Source organism: Nonomuraea sp. ATR24 (assembly GCF_041950485.1).
Classification (GTDB): domain Bacteria; phylum Actinomycetota; class Actinomycetes; order Streptosporangiales; family Streptosporangiaceae; genus Nonomuraea; species Nonomuraea ceibae.
In genome coordinates this window covers 13,526-31,396 of the sequence record NZ_JBGNUU010000011.1, presented here as the reverse complement: position 1 = coordinate 31,396, position 17,871 = coordinate 13,526, and the positions used below count along the sequence as shown (strand labels likewise).

General features: G+C 72.5%; 19 protein-coding genes. 10 read left to right on the top strand and 9 right to left on the bottom strand.

What is annotated here, in order from left to right:
- Nucleotides 1-139: 139 nt before the first annotated feature.
- Nucleotides 140-442: a hypothetical protein gene (locus tag ACBI99_RS25440; RefSeq protein WP_357585303.1), complete on the bottom strand. Its 303-nt coding sequence runs from the start codon at nucleotides 440-442 to the stop codon at nucleotides 140-142.
- Nucleotides 443-552: 110 nt separating this feature from the next.
- Here ACBI99_RS25440 and ACBI99_RS25435 point away from each other — a divergent pair, with 110 nt between their 5' ends.
- Together ACBI99_RS25435 and ACBI99_RS25430 are read left to right on the top strand one after the other, a co-directional pair.
- On the top strand, nucleotides 553-1,029 hold the full coding sequence (locus tag ACBI99_RS25435) for a GntR family transcriptional regulator (RefSeq protein WP_375073662.1): 477 nt from the start codon (nucleotides 553-555) through the stop codon (nucleotides 1,027-1,029).
- A gap of 42 nt (nucleotides 1,030-1,071) precedes the next feature.
- Nucleotides 1,072-1,560: a GntR family transcriptional regulator gene (locus tag ACBI99_RS25430; RefSeq protein ID WP_375073661.1), complete on the top strand. Its 489-nt coding sequence runs from the start codon at nucleotides 1,072-1,074 to the stop codon at nucleotides 1,558-1,560.
- Nucleotides 1,561-1,717: 157 nt separating this feature from the next.
- On the opposite strand, the gene ACBI99_RS25425 is transcribed toward ACBI99_RS25430, so the two are convergent.
- Genes ACBI99_RS25425 through ACBI99_RS25415 form a run of 3 tightly spaced genes read right to left on the bottom strand, consistent with a single transcriptional unit; the run spans nucleotide 1,718 to nucleotide 4,116 of the window.
- The gene (locus tag ACBI99_RS25425; protein ID WP_357585309.1) at nucleotides 1,718-2,116 is read right to left on the bottom strand and encodes an ASCH domain-containing protein; all 399 of its coding nucleotides are present in this window, start codon (nucleotides 2,114-2,116) and stop codon (nucleotides 1,718-1,720) included.
- Nucleotides 2,117-2,139: 23 nt separating this feature from the next.
- Complete coding sequence (locus tag ACBI99_RS25420) at nucleotides 2,140-3,162, bottom strand: hypothetical protein (protein WP_219503440.1); 1,023 nt, start codon at nucleotides 3,160-3,162, stop codon at nucleotides 2,140-2,142.
- Between the two features lie 42 nt (nucleotides 3,163-3,204).
- The gene (locus tag ACBI99_RS25415; RefSeq protein ID WP_219503443.1) at nucleotides 3,205-4,116 is read right to left on the bottom strand and encodes a DMT family transporter; all 912 of its coding nucleotides are present in this window, start codon (nucleotides 4,114-4,116) and stop codon (nucleotides 3,205-3,207) included.
- On the opposite strand from ACBI99_RS25415, the gene ACBI99_RS25410 reads away from it, so the two are divergent.
- The 5 genes from ACBI99_RS25410 (at nucleotide 4,115) to ACBI99_RS25390 (ending at nucleotide 8,222) form a co-directional block, all read left to right on the top strand.
- Complete coding sequence (locus tag ACBI99_RS25410; RefSeq protein ID WP_375073660.1) at nucleotides 4,115-5,512, top strand: PLP-dependent aminotransferase family protein; 1,398 nt, start codon at nucleotides 4,115-4,117, stop codon at nucleotides 5,510-5,512. The two genes, ACBI99_RS25415 and ACBI99_RS25410, sit on opposite strands and share 2 nt — an antisense overlap.
- A 24-nt stretch (nucleotides 5,513-5,536) precedes the next feature.
- Nucleotides 5,537-6,058 (top strand): CGNR zinc finger domain-containing protein, encoded by a 522-nt coding sequence (locus ACBI99_RS25405; protein WP_219503450.1) that lies wholly within the window; start codon nucleotides 5,537-5,539, stop codon nucleotides 6,056-6,058.
- A 92-nt stretch (nucleotides 6,059-6,150) separates the two neighbouring features.
- Nucleotides 6,151-6,711: a GNAT family N-acetyltransferase gene (locus ACBI99_RS25400; RefSeq protein ID WP_308125698.1), complete on the top strand. Its 561-nt coding sequence runs from the start codon at nucleotides 6,151-6,153 to the stop codon at nucleotides 6,709-6,711.
- Nucleotides 6,711-7,586: a 1,4-dihydroxy-2-naphthoate polyprenyltransferase gene (locus tag ACBI99_RS25395; protein ID WP_375073659.1), complete on the top strand. Its 876-nt coding sequence runs from the start codon at nucleotides 6,711-6,713 to the stop codon at nucleotides 7,584-7,586. Before ACBI99_RS25400 ends, ACBI99_RS25395 begins: the two co-directional genes overlap by 1 nt.
- A gap of 42 nt (nucleotides 7,587-7,628) precedes the next feature.
- On the top strand, nucleotides 7,629-8,222 hold the full coding sequence (locus ACBI99_RS25390; protein WP_219503459.1) for an XRE family transcriptional regulator: 594 nt from the start codon (nucleotides 7,629-7,631) through the stop codon (nucleotides 8,220-8,222).
- Nucleotides 8,223-8,262: 40 nt separating this feature from the next.
- Here the strand turns inward: ACBI99_RS25390 and ACBI99_RS25385 are convergent, their stop codons facing one another.
- Genes ACBI99_RS25385 through ACBI99_RS25365 form a run of 5 tightly spaced genes read right to left on the bottom strand, consistent with a single transcriptional unit; the run spans nucleotide 8,263 to nucleotide 15,217 of the window.
- A complete protein-coding gene (locus ACBI99_RS25385; RefSeq protein WP_375073658.1) occupies nucleotides 8,263-10,008 on the bottom strand; it encodes an ABC transporter ATP-binding protein in 1,746 nt (581 codons plus the stop codon).
- 1 nt (nucleotide 10,009) lies between these two features.
- Nucleotides 10,010-10,822 (bottom strand): ABC transporter permease, encoded by an 813-nt coding sequence (locus tag ACBI99_RS25380; protein WP_375073657.1) that lies wholly within the window; start codon nucleotides 10,820-10,822, stop codon nucleotides 10,010-10,012.
- Nucleotides 10,819-11,772, bottom strand: a complete 954-nt coding sequence (locus ACBI99_RS25375) for an ABC transporter permease (protein WP_375073656.1) — start codon at nucleotides 11,770-11,772, stop codon at nucleotides 10,819-10,821. The genes ACBI99_RS25380 and ACBI99_RS25375 overlap by 4 nt, the downstream gene beginning before the upstream one ends.
- Entirely contained in the window at nucleotides 11,772-13,631 is a 1,860-nt protein-coding gene (locus ACBI99_RS25370) for an alpha/beta hydrolase family protein (protein WP_375073655.1), read from the bottom strand. The genes ACBI99_RS25375 and ACBI99_RS25370 overlap by 1 nt, the downstream gene beginning before the upstream one ends.
- Complete coding sequence (locus ACBI99_RS25365) at nucleotides 13,604-15,217, bottom strand: ABC transporter substrate-binding protein (protein ID WP_375073654.1); 1,614 nt, start codon at nucleotides 15,215-15,217, stop codon at nucleotides 13,604-13,606. Before ACBI99_RS25365 ends, ACBI99_RS25370 begins: the two co-directional genes overlap by 28 nt.
- A gap of 130 nt (nucleotides 15,218-15,347) precedes the next feature.
- On the opposite strand from ACBI99_RS25365, the gene ACBI99_RS25360 reads away from it, so the two are divergent.
- Genes ACBI99_RS25360 through ACBI99_RS25350 form a run of 3 tightly spaced genes read left to right on the top strand, consistent with a single transcriptional unit; the run spans nucleotide 15,348 to nucleotide 17,863 of the window.
- A complete protein-coding gene (locus tag ACBI99_RS25360) occupies nucleotides 15,348-15,584 on the top strand; it encodes a glutaredoxin domain-containing protein (RefSeq protein ID WP_219503493.1) in 237 nt (78 codons plus the stop codon).
- 50 nt (nucleotides 15,585-15,634) lie between these two features.
- The gene (locus ACBI99_RS25355; protein WP_219503496.1) at nucleotides 15,635-16,891 is read left to right on the top strand and encodes a P-loop NTPase fold protein; all 1,257 of its coding nucleotides are present in this window, start codon (nucleotides 15,635-15,637) and stop codon (nucleotides 16,889-16,891) included.
- Between the two features lie 3 nt (nucleotides 16,892-16,894).
- Complete coding sequence (locus tag ACBI99_RS25350; RefSeq protein WP_219503499.1) at nucleotides 16,895-17,863, top strand: hypothetical protein; 969 nt, start codon at nucleotides 16,895-16,897, stop codon at nucleotides 17,861-17,863.
- Nucleotides 17,864-17,871 lie beyond the last annotated feature (8 nt).

Here is a 17,871-nt window from a genome sequence, read left to right as displayed (position 1 = left end):
AGCCCCCAAGGCCCTCGTGAGGCCCGGGCCCGTATCCAGACCTCACGAGGGCGATGGACCCGGCAGGCGCTGACGCGTTGGGATGACACCTGCCGGGGGAATGGACAAGCCTGGACCTGAGCTTGCCCGGCGGTCATGGTCAACGTGCTGCCCCGAGCAGCAGCCGAGCCCACAGGTCGTCGATCTCCGCGGCCCTGCCTGGCAGGCACTCGTCGGAGATCAAGCCGCTTCGTCTGATGCGGATCCAGCGGATGAACCGCATGCCGCCGATCTGGCACAACTCGTAGTACGTCTTCTCGCAGTCGCAGGTGAAGTCACGCACCCGCACCGACGTGATCAGCGGACGCCCGGGCCACCATTCGATGGCCACGCAGTCAGCCCGCACGGGGGCCGGATGAGGGCTGAGGCACCTGTCGTTCAGGTGGACCCATGGATCGATCACGCGAGCAGCATACGTCTAGTTGTATCCCTCTGCCTATTCATAACGGAAACTCGGGCTCAACAGACGAAGCGTTATGGGAGGCCTCGTACACCTTCGTCTATCTTTCGACTGTGCTCGACTACGATGGGGACACCCACATCTATCTGCAGATCGCCGAGATCCTCCGGCATCGGGTCGCCGGGCTCTCGTCGGGGCATCCCGTGCCGAGCGAGGCCGATCTCCAGAGCGAGTTCGGGGTCGCCAGGACCACCGCGCGGCGGGCGATCCACGTTCTGCGCGAGGAAGGCCTCATCTACACCGTCCAGGGCGAGGGCACGTTCGTCGGAGCTCCGGACGCGGCGCCCCGCAAACAGCGGAAGATCCCGCTCTATCAGCAGATAGCGCTGGACGTCGCGGAGGAAATCAAGACCGGGCGCTACCAGCCTCGCCGGCCGATCCCGGGCGAGACCGCGCTGGTCCAGCAGTACGAGGTGGCCCGCGAAACGGTGCGCCGCGCCATGGCCCTGCTGCGCGAGCAAGGCTGGATCTACACCGTCCCCCAGCGCGGCAGCTACGTCTCCCCCAAGGAGTCGTGGCCCCAGGATTAGCATCCGCCCGCCTGGCCGTATGCGCACGCCTAGGCTCCTCCCATGCTGGATCGCGAGGGCCCCGTCCCCATCTACCGCCAGATAGCGGATGTCATCGCGGATCGCGTCAACCGGGGAGAGCTGCTTCCGGGCGAGCCGGTGCCGAGCGAGGCGCTCATGGAGACGGAGTTCCGGGTTTCCAGGAGCACGGCCCGCCGGGTGGCACGTGAACTCAGAGAGCGCGGCGTCGCGTACACGATCCAGGGCGAGGGGACGTTCATCGGCCTGCCCGACACACCCCGCAGGTCAAGAAAAGGCCCGATTTACCGAGAAATAGCAGCCGACATTTCGCGGCAGATTACTCAAGGCGGCATCGCGCCGAACAGGGCCATTCCCGGAGAGAAGGCGATGATGCGGAAGTACGGCGTCGCGAAGGCGACGGCACGCTCGGCGGTCTCGCTGCTCAGGGAGCAGGGCTGGGTGTTCACGGTCCCGCAGCGCGGCACCTTCGTGTCGGCCAGGGAGCGGTGGCCTGCCGACGGCGAGGACTAATCACCCGCATTGAGGACGATCCAGTCCGGCGAAGAAGTCTTCTCCGGTAAATGCCTGCGCAAGGTGGCGGGCAGGGAGGACAATCTTTTTGCGCGGCCATCGGCCCGGTCCCCTGTTGTACTGCGCCTTTCGAGGGGGGATCGCGATGGCCGCGCCGCTATTCGGAAACCAGCCGGAACGACAAACACACCACCGTCGTGTCGTCGTTCACCTCGTAACCCTCGGCGCGCCAATAGCGGCGGTGCGATTCCCGCCAGCCGTCGATCGACGTGTAGCCCTCGCCTTCCGAATCGGCGAATTCCCAGGGAACCTCGGCGAAGGGGACCTGGGTGACGGCGGTGACCTCGACGGTGGCGACCTGGGCGCCGGCGTCGCCGACCAGGGCCAGGCGCTCGCCGACGTGTTCCAGGGGCTCGTTCTCGGCGTGGTAGTCGAGTTCGAGCAGGCCGGCCGTGCCCTGCTTGGCGCCGGACAGGGCAAGGCCGGTCAGCCAGGTGCGCATCTCGCCGGGCGTGCCCAGCTCCAGCACCCGCAGGCCGTTCATACGTCCCCACATGCGCCGCATCGTACGCCACGAGGTCAGAACACCGGGATGATCTCCTCGGGGTCGACGAAGTCGACGGGGACGCCTTCCAGGTCGAGCTCGGGGATGGCGGGGAAGGCGATGCCCCAGCGTTCGACGATGGCGCGGACGCGGGCCATCGCCACGCGCCAGTTCTCCGCCTGCTCGTCGTAGGACAGCAGGCCGAGGCCGGCGTCGCGGGCGTGGTCCATCAGGACGCGGTGGTTGGCCAGGAAGTACGGGGGCAGCTCCCAGAACCCCTCGGGCGGCTCCCAGAGGATCATGGACAGGAAGACGAACCCGGCGCGCAATTGGCGGGTGATGAGGACGCGGGTGTCGTCGGTGAGGCCGGGCCATTCGTTCTCCAGGATCGTCATGCAGATCTGGAGGTGACGGGATTCGTCACGCCCGATGCGCTGGAACATCTCCTCGAACACCGGGTGCCGGGTGCCGGACGCCATTCCGCGGAACAATGTGGAGGCGGCCATCTCCCCCATCATGAAACTGGTGAACAGCACGGGCAGCGAGTATTTGCCGACGGCGCTGTTGTAGCCGTTCCAGTAGCGGCCGCCGTTGTGGTAAAGCCAGCCGATGTTGTTGTGGGCGGCCTTTTCCAGGTCGTCGGACGGGGTCCAGTCGAGGGGGCCGCCGGGCCAGAGCTTGGCGATGGCGCGCTGGCAGCATTCCTCATGGTTCATCTCGTCACGGGTGATCGAGAAGAAGCATTTCCTGACCGGGTCCTCCTCGTGCTTCTCGAACGCCTGGATGGTGGCGCGGGCGAAGACCGCCGGCCCCGAGGCGTCGAAGTTCGCCAGGACCGCGAACCAGTACATGATGCCGAGCCGCTGCTCGCGGGTGAAGTCGGCCGGGTCGAGCTCGTCCCAGGGCAGGTCGGCCGGGTTCCAGAGCATGCGCTTGGACTTCTCGTAGATGGCGGCGAGCTTCTCGGTCTCGACGCGCCATTCCATCGGGTAGATGTTCGGTTGCGGGATTTCCGGCGCGGGCCAGAAGCCGCCTTCGGGGATCGTGAGGTCCGCCATGTGACACCTCCACCCCCATCCTGCGGCCAGGCGTCACGGCTTTCAAGTACGGGCGCGCTGCGTGATGGCGACGCACACGAGCACGGCCAGTGCCGCGGCCACGGTGGCGAGGCCGAACCGCTCCCCCATGAGGAACCACGCCCACACGAGCGTGAGCAGCGGCTGGGTGAGCTGGGTCTGTCCGGCTCTGGCGATGCCGCCCCTGGCGAGGCCCGCGTACCAGGGGAAGAAGCCGAGGAACATCGAGACGAGGCCGACGTAGGCGAGCCCGGCGAGCGAGGCGGGGGTGGGCGTGACGGGGGTGGTGAGGGCCAGCACGGCGGTGACGGGCGCGGTGACGGGGAGGGACAGGACGAGCGCGTACGAGATCACCTGCCAGCCGGGGGTGGTGCGGGAGAGGGTGCCGCCCTCGGTGTAGCCGACGGCGGCAGAGAGGAGCGCGCCCACCAGGAGGAGGTCGGGCCAGGCGGCGCCGGAGCCGCCCTGGGTGAGGGTGAAGACGGTGATGGCGACGGCGCCGGCGGCGCAGGCGGCCCAGAAGAGCGGGCGGGGGCGCTCGCCGGCGCGCAGGACGGCGCAGGCTGCGGTGGCGGCGGGCAGCAGGCCGATCACGACGGCGGCGTGGGCGGTGCCGGCCCCGAGGTCGAGGGCCAGGCCGCTGAGGACGGGGAAGCCGAAGACGACGCCGAGGGAGATGAGCAGGTACGGGCGCGGGTTCGGCGGGATGAGGGGCAGGCGGGCGGCCTTGAGGCAGATGACGGCGACGACGCCGGCGATGAGGGCGCGGCCGATGGCGACGAGCCAGGGGTCGAAGCCTTCCATCGCGTAGACGGTGGCGGGGAAGGAGCCGGAGAAGGCCAGGACGCCGAGGAAGGCCAGTGCGGTGCCCCGGCGGGCGTCGGGGGCGGGGACCGCTACTGCGGTCGTGGCGATAGCGCTATCCTGTTCCTTCATGGACAACGATAGCAGTATCGCCACGATCGCCGCGATCCTGCGGGAGGAGGCGGGGCGGCTGCGGCCCGGCGATCGGCTGACGCCGAGCCGGGAGATCGTGCGACGGCACGGCGTGAGCCCGGTGACGGTGTCGCGGGCGCTGGGGCAGCTCGCGGCCGAGGGCATGGTGGTGACCCGGCCGGGCAGCGGGGCGTTCGTGGCGGCCCGGCGGGAGTGGGCGCCCGACGCGGCCGACTTCTCCTGGCAGACGGTGGCGCTCGGCGACCGGGCGGTGTCCGGGGAGCCGGTGGAGGCGCTGCTGGGGGCCGCGCCGGAGGGCGTGGTGCCGCTGACCGGCGGCTACCTGCATCCGGGCATCCGGCCGGACCGCCAGCTCGCGGCCGCGGCGGCGCGGGCGGTGCGCAGGCCGGACGCGTGGGCGATGCCGCCGCTGGGCGGGCTGGCGGAGCTGCGCGGCTGGTTCGCCAAGCAGGCGGGCGGCGACGTAACGGCCGCCGACGCGCTGATCGTGAGCGGCGGGCAGGCGGCGCTCACCCACGCGCTGCGGGCGCTGGCCGCGCCGGGCACGCAGGTGCTGGTGGAGACGCCCACCTACCCCGGCGCGCTGGCGGCGGCGAAGGCGGCCGGGCTGCGGGCCACCGGCGTGCCGATCGACCGCGACGGGGTCCGGCCCGACCTGCTGGCGGAGGCGTTCGCGGTGTCGGGGGCGCGGGTGTTCCTGTGCCAGCCGACCCTGCACAACCCGACGGGCGCGACGCTGACGGAGGAACGCCGCCGGCAGGTGCTGGAGGTGGCCAGGGCGGCCGGAGCGTTCGTGATCGAGGACGACTACGCCCGCTACCTGACCGCGTCCGCGCCGCCGTCGCTGGTGTCGGCGGACGCGCACGGGACCGTGGTGCACATCCACTCGCTGACCAAGATCCTGTCGCCGAGCATACGGGTGGCGGCGGTCGTCGCCCGGGGCCCCGCGGCGCACCGGCTGCGGGCCGGGCAGCTCGTGGAGTCGTTCTTCGTGGCGCGGCCGTTGCAGGAGACGGCGCTGGAGTTCGTCGGCTCGCCCGCCTGGCGGCGGCATCTCGGCGCGGTGCACGCCGAGATCGCGGCCCGGCGTGACGCGCTCGCCGCCGCGCTGGCCGCGCGGATGCCGCAGGCGCCGCCGTTCCTGGTGCCGGGCGGCGGCATGCACCTGTGGCTGCGGCTGCCGCCGGAGACGGACGAGCACGCCCTGGTGGAGGCCGCCAAGCGCCACGGCGTGCTGGTGAGCCCGGGGCGCATGTACTACCCGGCCGAGCCGCCCGGCCCGCGCGTGCGCGTCACCCACATGGCGCCGGCGAACCTGCCGGAGCTCGCCGAGGGCGTGAGCCGGCTGGCGCGGGCCCTGCGCGCGCTCGGCTGATCACGCGGCGAGTAGAGTGGCCCCATGCTGGTGGCGGCGGAGTTGGTGCGTGACTTCGTGAACACCTATGACGTCGAGTCCGACGCCGACGATCTGGGCACTCCCTCCGAGCTGGGCGTCTGGCTGCGCGAGCGCGCGCTGGCCGGGCCCCGCGACCGCGCCACCGACGACGACCTGGCGACCGCGATCGCGCTGCGCGAAGGGTTGCGCGCGGCGCTGCGGCGGCTGCCCGGCGCCGGCCCGCCCGAGCTGCCGCGCCTGCCGCTCACCGTGGTGATCGGCTCGCGGCCCGGCCTGGCCCCGGTGGCGGGCGGCGTGCCCGGCGCGCTGGCCAGGATCGCCGCCGCGGCGACCGACGCCTCGTGGGACCGGCTCAAGGTGTGCGCGGAGGACACCTGCCAGTGGGCGTTCATCGACGCCTCCAAGAACCGTTCCCGCTCGTGGTGTTCGATGAGGGTCTGCGGTAACCGCACCAAAACGCGCGCATACCGGGCCAGGAAGCAGGGTTCGCGTCGTCTCCAACCTTCAAACACCGATACGGTGTAACTCGTGCCTCGTGGCATGAACAGCAGTCGAAGGAGCGGGCCGAGATGGCAGACGTAGGCGTCCGGGCGGCCCGGCGCGAGGATGTTCTCCAAGTGGCGAATGTTCAGGTCCGCGCCTGGCGCTACGGCTACCGGGACTTCCTGCCCGAGGGTCCCCTCGAGCAGATGACCGGCCCGGCGGCCGAGAAGATGTGGCTGCGCCAGTGGGACGAGGCGATCGTCGCCCCGCCGACCTCACGGCATCGCGTGCTGGTCGCGGTGGAGACCATCCTCGACACTGAGGGCTTCCCCGCGCTGGGCGCCGGCGGCAACGCCGCCCCGGCCACGCCGCGCGGCGGCGAGCGGGTGGTGGGCCTGGCCTCCCACGCGCCGGCCGAGGACCCCGACCTCGACCCGACGGTCGTGGCCGAGATGCTGACGCTGCTGGTCGACCCCGACTTCGTCCGGCGCGGCCACGGCAGCCGCCTGCTCAACGCCACCGTCGACCACCTGCGTGAGGACGGCTACCGCCAGATCGTCACCTGGGTGTTCGCTGACAACTACGCGGTCCTCGGCTTCCTGGAGTCGGCGGGCTGGGGCGAGGACATGGCCGAGCGGGTGCTCGACATGGGCCGCCCGATCCGCATGGTCAGGCTCACGACGGACATCAGCTGATGCCCACCCCCGCACAATGGCTGGCCGGCGCGCGCCCGCGCACGCTGCCGAACGCCGTCGTCCCCGTCATGGCGGGCACCGGCGTGGCGATCGGCGAGGGCGGCTTCGTCTGGTGGCGCGCGATCCTGGCGCTGCTCGTCGCGCTGCTCCTGCAGATCGGCGTCAACTACGCCAACGACTACAGCGACGGCATCCGCGGCACGGACGACCAGCGGGTCGGGCCGATGCGCCTGGTGGGCTCGCGGGTGGCCGCGCCGCCGCAGGTGCTCGCCGCCGCGCTCGGCAGCTTCGCCGCCGCGGCGGTGTTCGGGCTGGTGCTGGTGCTGGTCACGCAGGCGTGGTGGGTGCTCCTGGTGGGCGCCGCGGCCATCGCCGCGGGCTGGTTCTACACCGGGGGCAAGAGGCCGTACGGCTACCGCGCGCTGGGCGAGGTGTCGGTGTTCGTGTTCTTCGGGGTGGTGCCGGTGGTCGGCACCGCGTTCGTGCAGACCGAGCAGCTCACCTGGGCGGCGCTGGTGGCGTCGGTGCCGGTCGGGCTGCTGTCGTGCTCGATGCTCGTGGTCAACAACCTGCGTGACGTGGGCACCGACGCGGAGTCCGGCAAGCGGACGCTCGCGGTCGTGCTCGGCGCGCCGCGCACCCGTCACCTGTACGCGGCCTGCCTCGTCCTGCCGTTCGCGGTGGCGCTGGCGATGACGCCGGTCGCGCCGGCCGCCGCGCTCGCGGTGCTGGCCGCCCCGCTGGCGATCGCGCCCGTGCGCGCGGTGCTCGGCGGCGCCGCCGGCCCGGCGCTGATCACGGTGCTGCAGCAGACCGGCAAGCTCCAGCTCGCCTACGGGCTGCTCCTCGCGATCGGCCTGGCCCTGACGCTGTAGCCGTCCGGCATGATGGAGTCAGTATCCAGGGAGGGGAGCCACGTGCGCCACGACAAGACCCCCGATCTGGGCGTGACCGCGGGGCCCGGCGCCGGGGTGCGGGGCGCGATCGCGGGCAACCTGCGCCGCACCCGGCTGGCGCGCGGCCACAGCGTGCGGGAGCTGGCCGACCTGACCGGGGTGAGCAAGGCGCTCATCTCGCAGATCGAGCGCGGGGTGGCCAATCCGACGATCGAGGTGCTGACCCGGCTGGCGGCGGCGCTGCGGCTGACGTTCGCCGAGCTGACCCGTACGCATCCGGCGGGGCCCGAGGTGATCCGGCGCGGTGAGGGCGAGGCGGTGATGACCGGCGACACGGCGGTGCGCAGCCTGTTCGACGCGCCGGACCGGCGGCGGTTCGAGCTGGCGGAGGGGCTGCTGCCGCCGGCGACGCGCAGCGCCAAGAGCGCTCACGGGCGCGGCTCGATGGAGCACGCGTACGTGGTGTCGGGCGAGGTGACGGTGGCGACCGACGCGTGGTCGGTGACGCTCGGCGAGGGTGACGCGCTGCGCTTCGCCGCCGAGTACGACCACGTCTACTCCACCGGCGAGCTGGCCTGCCGGGTGCTCACGCTGATCTCCTTCTCCGACGACTGACGACTGACGACGGCTGATGGCTGACGACTGAGTACCGGGATCAGCCGGGCCAGCGGCTGGTCCCGTCGGGCACGCTGGCCAGCAGGTCGCGCGTGTAGGGGTGGGCGGGCTCGTCCAGCACCCGGTCGACGGGGCCGCTCTCGACGCACTCCCCCGCCTTCAGCACGTACAGCCGGTCGGCGAGCTGGCGGACCACGGCGAGGTCGTGGGTGATGAACAGCATGCCGGTCGACAGCCGCTCGCGCAGGCCGGCGAGCAGGCCGAGGACCTGCGCCTGGACGGAGACGTCGAGGGCGGAGACGGGCTCGTCGCAGACGAGCAGCGCGGGCTCGCCGGCCACGGCGCGGGCGATCGCGACGCGCTGGCGCTCGCCGCCGGACAGGTTGGCGGGGCGCAGGGCGGCCAGGGCGGGGTCGAGGCCGACGAGCTCCATGAGCGCGGCCACGTCGGCGGGGCGGCCGTCGGCGACGAGCGCCTCCTTGAGCGTGGCGCCGACCGTGCGGGCGGGGTTGAGGGTCGAGTACGGGTCCTGGAAGATCATTTGTGCGGTGCGGCGGGCCTGGCGGACGGCCTCGCGCGACATGCGGGCGTAGTCGGAGCAGTCGCGTCCGCCCAGCAGGATCGTCCCGGCGTCGGGGCGTTCGAGGCCGGTCACGCAGCGGGCCAGCGTGGTCTTGCCGGAGCCCGACTCGCCGACGACGGCGACGATCTCGCCCGGGGCGACGGTCAGGCTCACCCCGGCCAGCGCGGGCCTGGCCGAGCCGGGGAAGGTCTTGCGCAGATCGCGCAGGTCGAGCACCGGCTCTGCGGCGGCCCGCACGGGCGCGGCCACGCCGAGCGGGGGCGCGGGGGCGGCGGGCAGGTCCCCGGCCCGCACGCAGGCCGACAGGCGGCCGGCGTCCCCTGCCGGGCGGAGCGGCGGGACGCCCGCGCGGCACTCGGCCAGGGCGAGCGAGCAGCGGTCGGTGAAGGCGCACTGCCCGGCGACCGCGTCGTGGGCGGGGACCGAGCCGGGGACGGCGGGGATGACGGCCAGGCGGCGGTCGGCGGGCGGCTCGGCGGCCAGCAGCGCCCGCGTGTAGGGGTGGCGCTGCTCGCGCCGCAGGTCGGCGGCCCGGCCCACCTCCATGACGCGCCCGGCGTACATGACCACGACGCGGTCGCACATGCTGAACGCCAGCCGCAGGTCGTGCGTGATGAGCAGGAAAGTCATGTCCCGCTCCCGCTGCACGCGCCGGATGAGGGCCAGCACCTCCCGCTGCGTGGTGGCGTCCAGAGCGGTGGTCGGCTCGTCGGCGAGCAGCACGCGGGGCGCGGCGGCGAGCGCGGCCGCCAGGCCGACGCGCTGGCGCATGCCGCCGGAGAGCTGGAACGGGTAGCGCCCGGCCACGTCGGCGGGCAGCCCCACCTCGGCCAGCAGCCGGGGCACCTCGGTCTTCGGGTCGGCGCCGCGCGGCAGCCCGTCGGCGATCTGCTTGCCGGCCTTGCGCAGCGGGTTGAGCAGCGTGAACGGGTCCTGCATGAGCAGGGAGACGGTGGAGCCGCGCTGCCGCCGCTGGGCGCGCGGGTCGTCGTCGACGCGCCGCCCGCCGACCTCCACCAGCCCGGACGCCGCCAGCCCGGCGGGCAGCAGGCCGAGCACGGCCCGCGCGGTGAGCGACTTGCCCGATCCGGACTCGCCCACGATCGCCACCGACTCCCCCGGCGCGACGTCGAACGACACCTCGGAGAGCAGGGTGCGGCCGGTGGCGGGCTGGCGTACCGACAATCCCTCGACGCGCAGCATGTCAGCGTGCCCTTCCGCGCCGGTCGACGCGCTCGTGCAGCCAGTCGCCCACGATGTTGAGCGCGGCGGCGGTGGCGATGACGGCCAGGCCGGGGGCGATGACGGCCCACGGGTTGGCCAGGAGCTGGGTGCGGTTGTCGGCCAGCGTGCGCCCCCAGTCGGGCGACCCGGCGGCCACGCCGAGGCCGAGGAAGGACAGCGACGACAGCGACACCAGGGCGTAGGCGAAGTTGAGGAAGACGTTGGCCAGGGCGACGGAGGCGATGTTGGGCCAGATGTGGCGGGTCATGATGCGCCAGGCGGACAGGTTCTTGAGCACGGCGGCCTCGATGTAGGGCCGGTGGCGCTGTTCCAGCACGGCGCCGCGCACCACCCGGGTGTCGGTGGGCGCGAACAGGACGACGAGCACCGCGATGGCCAGGCCGTAGCCGCCGCCGAGCACTCCGGCGACGACGATGGCGACGAGCAGCGCGGGCAGCGAGAACATCAGGTCGGCCCAGCGCATGGCCAGGGTGTCGGCCCAGCCGCCGAAGTAGCCGGCGGCCAGCCCGATCAGGTTGCCGATGAGCATCGACCCGGCGGCGACGGCGAACGCGCCGGGCACGGCCGTGCGCGCCCCGGCGATGAGCAGGTCGAGCACGTCGCGGCCGAGGTCGTCGGTGCCGAGCGGGTGGCCGGGGCCGGGGCCGGTGATGCCGGTCATCAAATCCTGGTCGGTGGCGCCGGGCACGAGCCAGGGCGCGAACGCGGCGGCGGCGGTGACGGCGGCGAGCACGGCCAGGGCGGCCCACACGCTGACCGGGGTCCGCTTCACGACGCGCCTCCGCCGAGCCGTACGCGGGGGTCGGCGAGCGCGTACCCGATGTCGACGAGCAGGTTGACGGCGGCGATCAGCAGGGTGAGCAGGAGCGCGAGCGCCTGCACGACGGGCACGTCCTTGAACGTGACGGAGTCGACGAGCAGCGATCCGAGGCCGGGCAGCGCGAAGACGACCTCCACGAGCACGGTGCCGGCCAGCATGCCGGTGACGACGAGCCCGGCGGCGGTGAGCATCGGCACGAGCGAGTTGCGCAGCGCGTATCCGAGCACGACGGGCGCGGCCAGCCCGCGGGCGCGGGCGAAGACGACGTAGTCCTGGTCGAGCTCGCGGACGAGCGCGGCGCGGCTGAAGCGCACCAGCATGCCGACGGCGCCGACGGCCAGCGCGGCGGCCGGCAGCGTGAGGTGCCAGAGCTGGTCGGCGAGCCCTTCGCCGGTGCCGTAGCCGGGGAACCAGCCCAGCCACCCGGCGAACACGACGAGCAGCAGCAGCCCGACGGCGAACGGCGGCGCGCTCAGCCCGGCGACGCCGGCCGTCACCACGAGCCGGTCGGCGGCCCGGCCGCGCCGCAGCGCGCCGAGCACGCCGAGCGGGATGCCGGCGAGCGCGGCCAGCAGCGTGCCGTAGGCGGTGAGGGCGAGCGTGAGCGGCACCCGGTCGGCGAGCATGCCGGAGACGGGGGCGCCGGTCCTGATGGAGGTGCCGAGGTCGCCGCGCAGCACGCCGCCGAACCAGCGCAGGTACTGCACGGTGACGGGGTCGCCGAGGTGGTAGCGGGCCTGGATCGCGGCGATGGTCTCGGCGGTGGCGGGCCGGGTGCCGAGCAGCGTCTGCTGGACGGAGCCCGGCGCGAGGTAGAGCAGCCCGAACACCCCCGCCGACAGGAGCAGCACCACGACGGCGGTGCCCGCGAGCCTGCGCAGGGCGAAGCGGCCCCACCCCATCACAACACCCCGCCCCCGGTCAGCCAGCCGATCACGCGCTCGGCCGCGTCCGCGCGGTGCGCGTCTTCCACCAGCTCGTGACCCTCCCGAGGGTAGACGACGAGCTGGGTGCTCACTCCGGCCACCGACCAGGCGCGATAGAGCTGTTCGGCCTGGCCGACGGGGGTGGTCCGGTCCTGGTCGCCGTGCAGGACGAGCGTCGGGGTGGTGACGTTCGCGGCGTGATGGACGGGCGAGCGGGCGGCCAGGAACTCGCGGCCCTCGGGTGTGGCCGGGTCGGCGCCCGCGTGGTAGAGCGGGTCGAAGCCGCCGCCCAGGTTGCTGCCGGTGGAGAAGCTCAGCCAGTCGCTCACGCCCGACAGCACGACCGCCGCGCGGAAGCGCCGGGTCCGGGTGACCGCCCAGGCGGTGAGGTAGCCGCCGTAGCTCAGGCCCATGATCGCCATCCGGTCGGGGTCGGCGACGCCGGTCGAGGTCAGGTGGTCGACCCCGGCGAGCACGTCGGCCAGGTCCGCCTCGCCGAACCGGCCGATGACGGCGCGGGCGTAGTCCTGGCCGCGCCCGCTGCTGCCGCGCGGGTTGGGCAGCAGCACGGCCGCTCCGGCGTGCGCGAGCGGCACGGCGAGCTGGTTGGACTCGGCCGGCGCGAACGAGCTGGACCACAGCCAGGTGGGCCCGCCGTGCGCGATGACGACCAGCGGCCGGGGCCCGTCGCCCGGCGTGGTGAGCAGCAGGCCGGAGACGGGCAGGCCGTCGTGGCCGGTCCAGGTGATCTCCTCCTGGCTCACCGCGAGCCGGGCCAGGGCTGCGTTGAGCGCGGTGACCGGCTTCCAGTCGCCGTCGGCCAGCGCGGCGACGGCGACCTCGGGCGGCTGCCCGGGGCTCTCCCAGCAGGCCGCCACCAGCGTGCCGGACCGGTCGGGCGACAGGGACGGCTGGCCGTCGCGCCCGCCGATCGTGCCCCGGGCGGTCCAGCGATGGATCACCCGGCCGCCGGTGTCGAGCACGCCGCCGTGCACGCCGGTGCCGTCCCAGCCGGTGAACCAGAGCGTCCGCTCGTCCAGCCAGCCGAGGTCGGTCACGTCGTCGATCTCGCCCAGACGGCTCACGCCGCCGCCGTCCAGGTCCACGTACAGGACGCGCCCCGAGACGATCGACAGGCCCTCGACCACGACGGCGGCGCGCCCGCCCGGGGCCAGCCTGGGCCTGCTGAGCTGCCACGCGGTGCGGTGCAGGGTGCGAAGGCCGGTGTCGTCGATCAGGTCGAGGCGGGGGCGGTAGTAGCCCGCCGGGGTCTCGTCGGCGGAGGTGACCGCGAGCGCGCGGCCGTCGCGCCAGTCGGCGTCCCACACCGTGGGCGCCGGCAGCGGCCGGGGCGTGGCGTCGCCGACACGGAACCGGACCAGCCGCCGCAGCCGCCCGCCCGGCACCCGCACGAACGGGTCGCCCGGGTCGGGCACGCGCAGGCCGAGGTGGCTGCCGTCGCGCTCGCTGCCGGGATCGGCCAGGCGGACGAGCACGGTGCCGTCGCCGCCGGGGACCAGGTCCTCGATCTCGCCGGTGACGCGGGCCTGCCAGAGCGGCTCCAGCGTGGTGCCGTGCCTGACCTCGACCCGGTCGCCGCCGGCCGCGAGCAGCAGCCGTCCGTCGGGCAGCCAGCGGGTCAGCGCCTGCGGCTCGCCGCCGGGCACCGGCCGCCGCTCGCCGTCGAGGGCCAGCACGTACGCGCGCGTCCCCAGCACGCAGGCCACGCGGTCGCCGTCCGGGTGCAGCGCCACCGACTCCGGGTAGCGCAGCCCGGCCAGCTCCCGGTGGACGTCGAGCGGCCCCATCAGCGGGCGGTCACGTTGGCGGCCCACGGGCCGACGAAGAAGTACGGGCCGAACTCCCCGGTGGTGACGGCCGGGCCGAACGCGGTCGCGGCCTCGCCCCACCACAGCGGCTGGTACGGGACGTCGGCGGCGGCCTTGACCAGGGCCTGGCCGAGCAGCTTGCCCCGGGCGGCGTCGTCGGTGCTCGCCTTGGCCTCGTCCAGGAGCCTGCTCACCTCGGCGTCGTCGTACTCGGCGATGTTGGTGCCGTTCTCGCCTCGGGCCGAGCGGTGCAGGAGCTGCTGGGCGTACTCGGCGGGGTCGCCGGTGGTGGCGAAGTACCAGCCGAGGTAGATGCCGGAGGCGTGCTTGCCGAGGTCGGCGATCCACTGCTCCAGCGGCACCTCCTTGACCTCCAGCGTGATGCCGAGGCTCTTGAGGTTCTGCGCCAGGGTGAGGGCGGCGCGGCCGAGCTGGGGGCCGCTGCTGGGGTAGGAGAGCACGTCGGTGAAGCCCTGTGGGGTGGCCGACCGCACCAGCTCGGCCTTGGCCGCAGCCAGGTCGAACCCGTACTGGGGGATGCTCGCGTACAGGGCGGTCACCTCGTCGGGCGGCAGCACGCCGCCCCACTGGGCCGGGTCGGGGATGGTGGCGGCGACCTGGGCGTGGCCGCGCAGCACGCTCCTGACGACGCCCTCGCGGTCGATGGCGTGGGCGACGGCCTTGCGGACGTGGATGTCGTCCCACGGCGCCTTGGCGGTGTTGAAGGCGAGCGTGACGAGGGAGCGGTCGGCGGCCGTCCTGAGCTCGACGCCGGAGATCGTCTTCCACTGGTCGATCTGCTCGGCGGGCACGTTGAGCGCGACGTCGAGCTCGGCGCCGCGCATGGCGAGCAGCCGGGTCGACTCCTCGGGGATGAAGTCGATCCTGATCTGCCGGAACGGCGCCTTGCCGCCCCACCAGCCGTCGTTGCGCTCCAGCGTCACGTGGGAGTCGGGGGCGAACTCGGCCACCTTGTACGGGCCGGTGCCGAGCAGTTTGCCCTCGGGGGTGCCGATGCGCTCGCCGGTGGCCTGGATGAACTTCTCGCTCGTCACCAGGAGCGTGCCGGGCGAGGGCGTCCAGGCGAACGACGCGTCGGGGTTCTTGAGCCTGATGGTGATCTCGGCGTCGCCGGTGGCCTCGATCGTCTCGACGCCCGCGTAGGCGTAGGCGAAGCCGCTGGTGGAGCCCTTCTTGGCGTGCAGGTCGAGGCTGGCCAGGACGTCGGCGGCGGTCATCGGGCTGCCGTCGGAGAACGTCACGCCCTTGCGCAGTGTGTAGACGTAGGTGGTGGCGTCCTTCCTGGTCCAGGATTCGGCCAGGGAGGGCTGGAGGCTGCCGTCGCGGCCGACGCCGACCAGGGCCTCCTGGACGAGCAGGGCGACGACGTAGTTCATGATGCCCGACTCCTTGGCGGCGTCGAGCGAGCCGATGGACGACGGCAGCGCGACGCGCAGCACGTCCTGACTCTGCCGCTGCGGCTCGGCGCCGCCGGGGGCGTCGTCGCTGCCGCAGGCGGCCAGGGCCGCGAGACCGCCCACGAGGGCGGCCGCCCGCAACAGAGAGCGCCGGGAGAGGGGGAGTTCGGTCACCGGTGGACCCTACTTTCACGTGTCCGGTCAACCCGCCTAGCTGCAGTGTCTACCGGTAACATCCAATTGGCACATGAGAGTATTCGCTGCCTCGCCCGCGGGTCAAACCCACCGTTCGAATGGGGAATACATGATCACCGTCTACAGCGCCCCCTGGTGCGGCCACTGCCAGCGCCTCAAGGGACAGCTCGGCCGGGCCGGCATCCCCTACGCCGAGGTCGACGTGGACGCGACGCCCGGCGCCATCGAGCTGATCACCGAGCTGGGCGGCGGCTCCTGGCTCATCCCCACCGTCGTGCTCCCGGACGGCTCCGCCCTCGTGAACCCCTCGATCCAGGAGATCCAGGAAGCGATCACAGTTCGATAACACGCGGTATTGGGCCTCCGGAACGATGCATCCTCGTTTCTGGAGGGACAATGCCCGATATCGCAATGCTCTCGGACGCTCCCGCCAATTGGCGCGGCGACCTTCTCCAGTTTCGGCGTTACGTCGACCCGCTCGTTTCGGTCATCACCAATCCCCAGACGGAAACACCCTTTACGATCGGTGTTTACGGCGCGTGGGGCAGCGGGAAATCCACCCTGCTCGACATGGTGAACGAACGGCTGCTCGACCGGCACGGCGACGCCTTCGTCCGGGTGCACTTCAACCCCTGGGTCCACCGGCGCGAGCCCGAGATGCTGCTCCCCCTCCTCAACGCGCTGCACGACGAACTCGACAAGGACCCCGCCCGCCGCTTCGCCGGCACCGTCAAACGCCTCGGCCTCATCATGCTCAACCTCGCCGCCGACGAGATGCTGAAGAAACTCAGCCTGACCTCGGTCAGCGTCGAGAAGATCGGCAACCTGGCCCGGCAGTACGCCGAGATGCGCGGCCGCGTCGACAGCCAGACCGGCCGCCTGCGCGGACTGCTCCAGGAGGAGGCCGACCGCCTCGCCGCCCAGGGCAAGAAGATCGTGTTCTTCGTCGACGACCTCGACCGCTGCGAACCCGACCAGATCATCGACGTGCTGGAGTCCATCAAGCTCTTCCTCGACCTCAAACACGTCTTCGTCCTGATCGCCCTGGCCAAGGACGTCGTCAACCGCGGCATCTCGGTCAAGTATCAACCGTTCGGCTTCCCCGAGGCCGACCACGCCGCCATCGGCGACGACTACCTCGACAAGATGATCCAGCTCCCGCTGCACCTCTACCCGCTCGGCCCCGCCGAGGTCGGCCGCTTCATCCACGCCTCAGGCCCCGGCGCCCTCGCCGCCAGGCACGCCGCCACCCTGGAGAAGATCGTCACCCCGAACCCCCGCAAGATCAAACGGGTGCTCAACCTCCTGCGCGTGACCGAGGCGGTCATCGAGGCCACCCCCGGCCTCGCCGCCCTCCACACCGACCTCATCGTCCGCCTCGTCGTGCTCCGCGTGCAGAGCCCCGACCTGTTCGCCGACGTCGTCCGCCACCCCGACCTCCTCGTCGCGCTCGAACTCGTCCACCAGGACCGGCTCGTCCTCGACGTCGCCCAGGGCTTCCAGACCCGCTTCCGCGGCCGGGCCGACCAGATCCAGCACCTGGCCAGGGCCTACCACGGCAAGCACGACTTCTACCCGCACCTGTTCACCGGCTCCGCCTTCGAGGCGTCGGCCGCCGACCTGCCGGCCTACCTCACGATGATCGGCGGCTGAGGCATGGACATCGGCGAGGTCCGCTACGAGCTGTACGGCCTCCGGTCCGGCAATCCGTACGTCTGCCGCCCGCTGGACGCCGTCAGCCTGGACGCCGACCACGAGCTGTTGCTGCCGCTGGCCGGGTTCATCCAGCTGCCCGCGATCGAGACGGCCGTGCGGGAGGCCGCCGACGCCGGGCGCCCGGCCTTCTTCCTCATCACCGGGGTCGGCAAGAGCGGGCGGACCTCGCTGGCCAACCACATCATGCACCTGTATCGGAAGGCCACCTCGACGGGCCCCGGTCACACGTTCGTCACCCACCGCGCCGGGCGCACCGACATGACGCACGACGCCTACGCCATGATGTGCTCCACCCTGCTCTCGCTGCGCAATAGGATGAACGCCGCAGCCATCAGCGTCCCGCCCGACCTGCGCGCCCGCTTCACCGAGCTGAGCCGGCGCACCACCGCCGACCGGATGGACGACTACGACCTCCAGGACATCGCCGGTTCGATCGGCGCCACGTTCGCGGGCCGCGAGGCGGGCTTCGGGGTCTGCTACGAGGACGTGTCCACCAAGAAGCTGATCACCCTGGCGACCCGGGTCTTCGAGGACACGGCCTGCGTCGTCGTGTTCACCGTCGAGACGTACGACCACGCCAACACCGTCCAGCTCACCAAGGCGGACCGGGAGCAGTTCGCCGGCCATGTCGTCGACCTCGGCACGCTGACCCCGGAGCAGATCTGCGAGCTGGCCACGGGCCGCTGGAACGGCCGGCCGCCCTCTCCCTTCCAGCCGGAGGGCGTCAAGAGCGCCTTCAGCGGACGCCCGTACACGATCGGCCAGGCCATGCGGCACCTGCAGCTGCTGCTCGACTTCCGGCTCAGCGAGTACGACAAGGACGATCCCTGGCCCACCGAGGGGCTGCACATGAGCGAGAGCTGGTTGCGGCTCAGGATGTGGCAGGGCGAGAAATGGAACGCGGGCTAGGAGGCTCC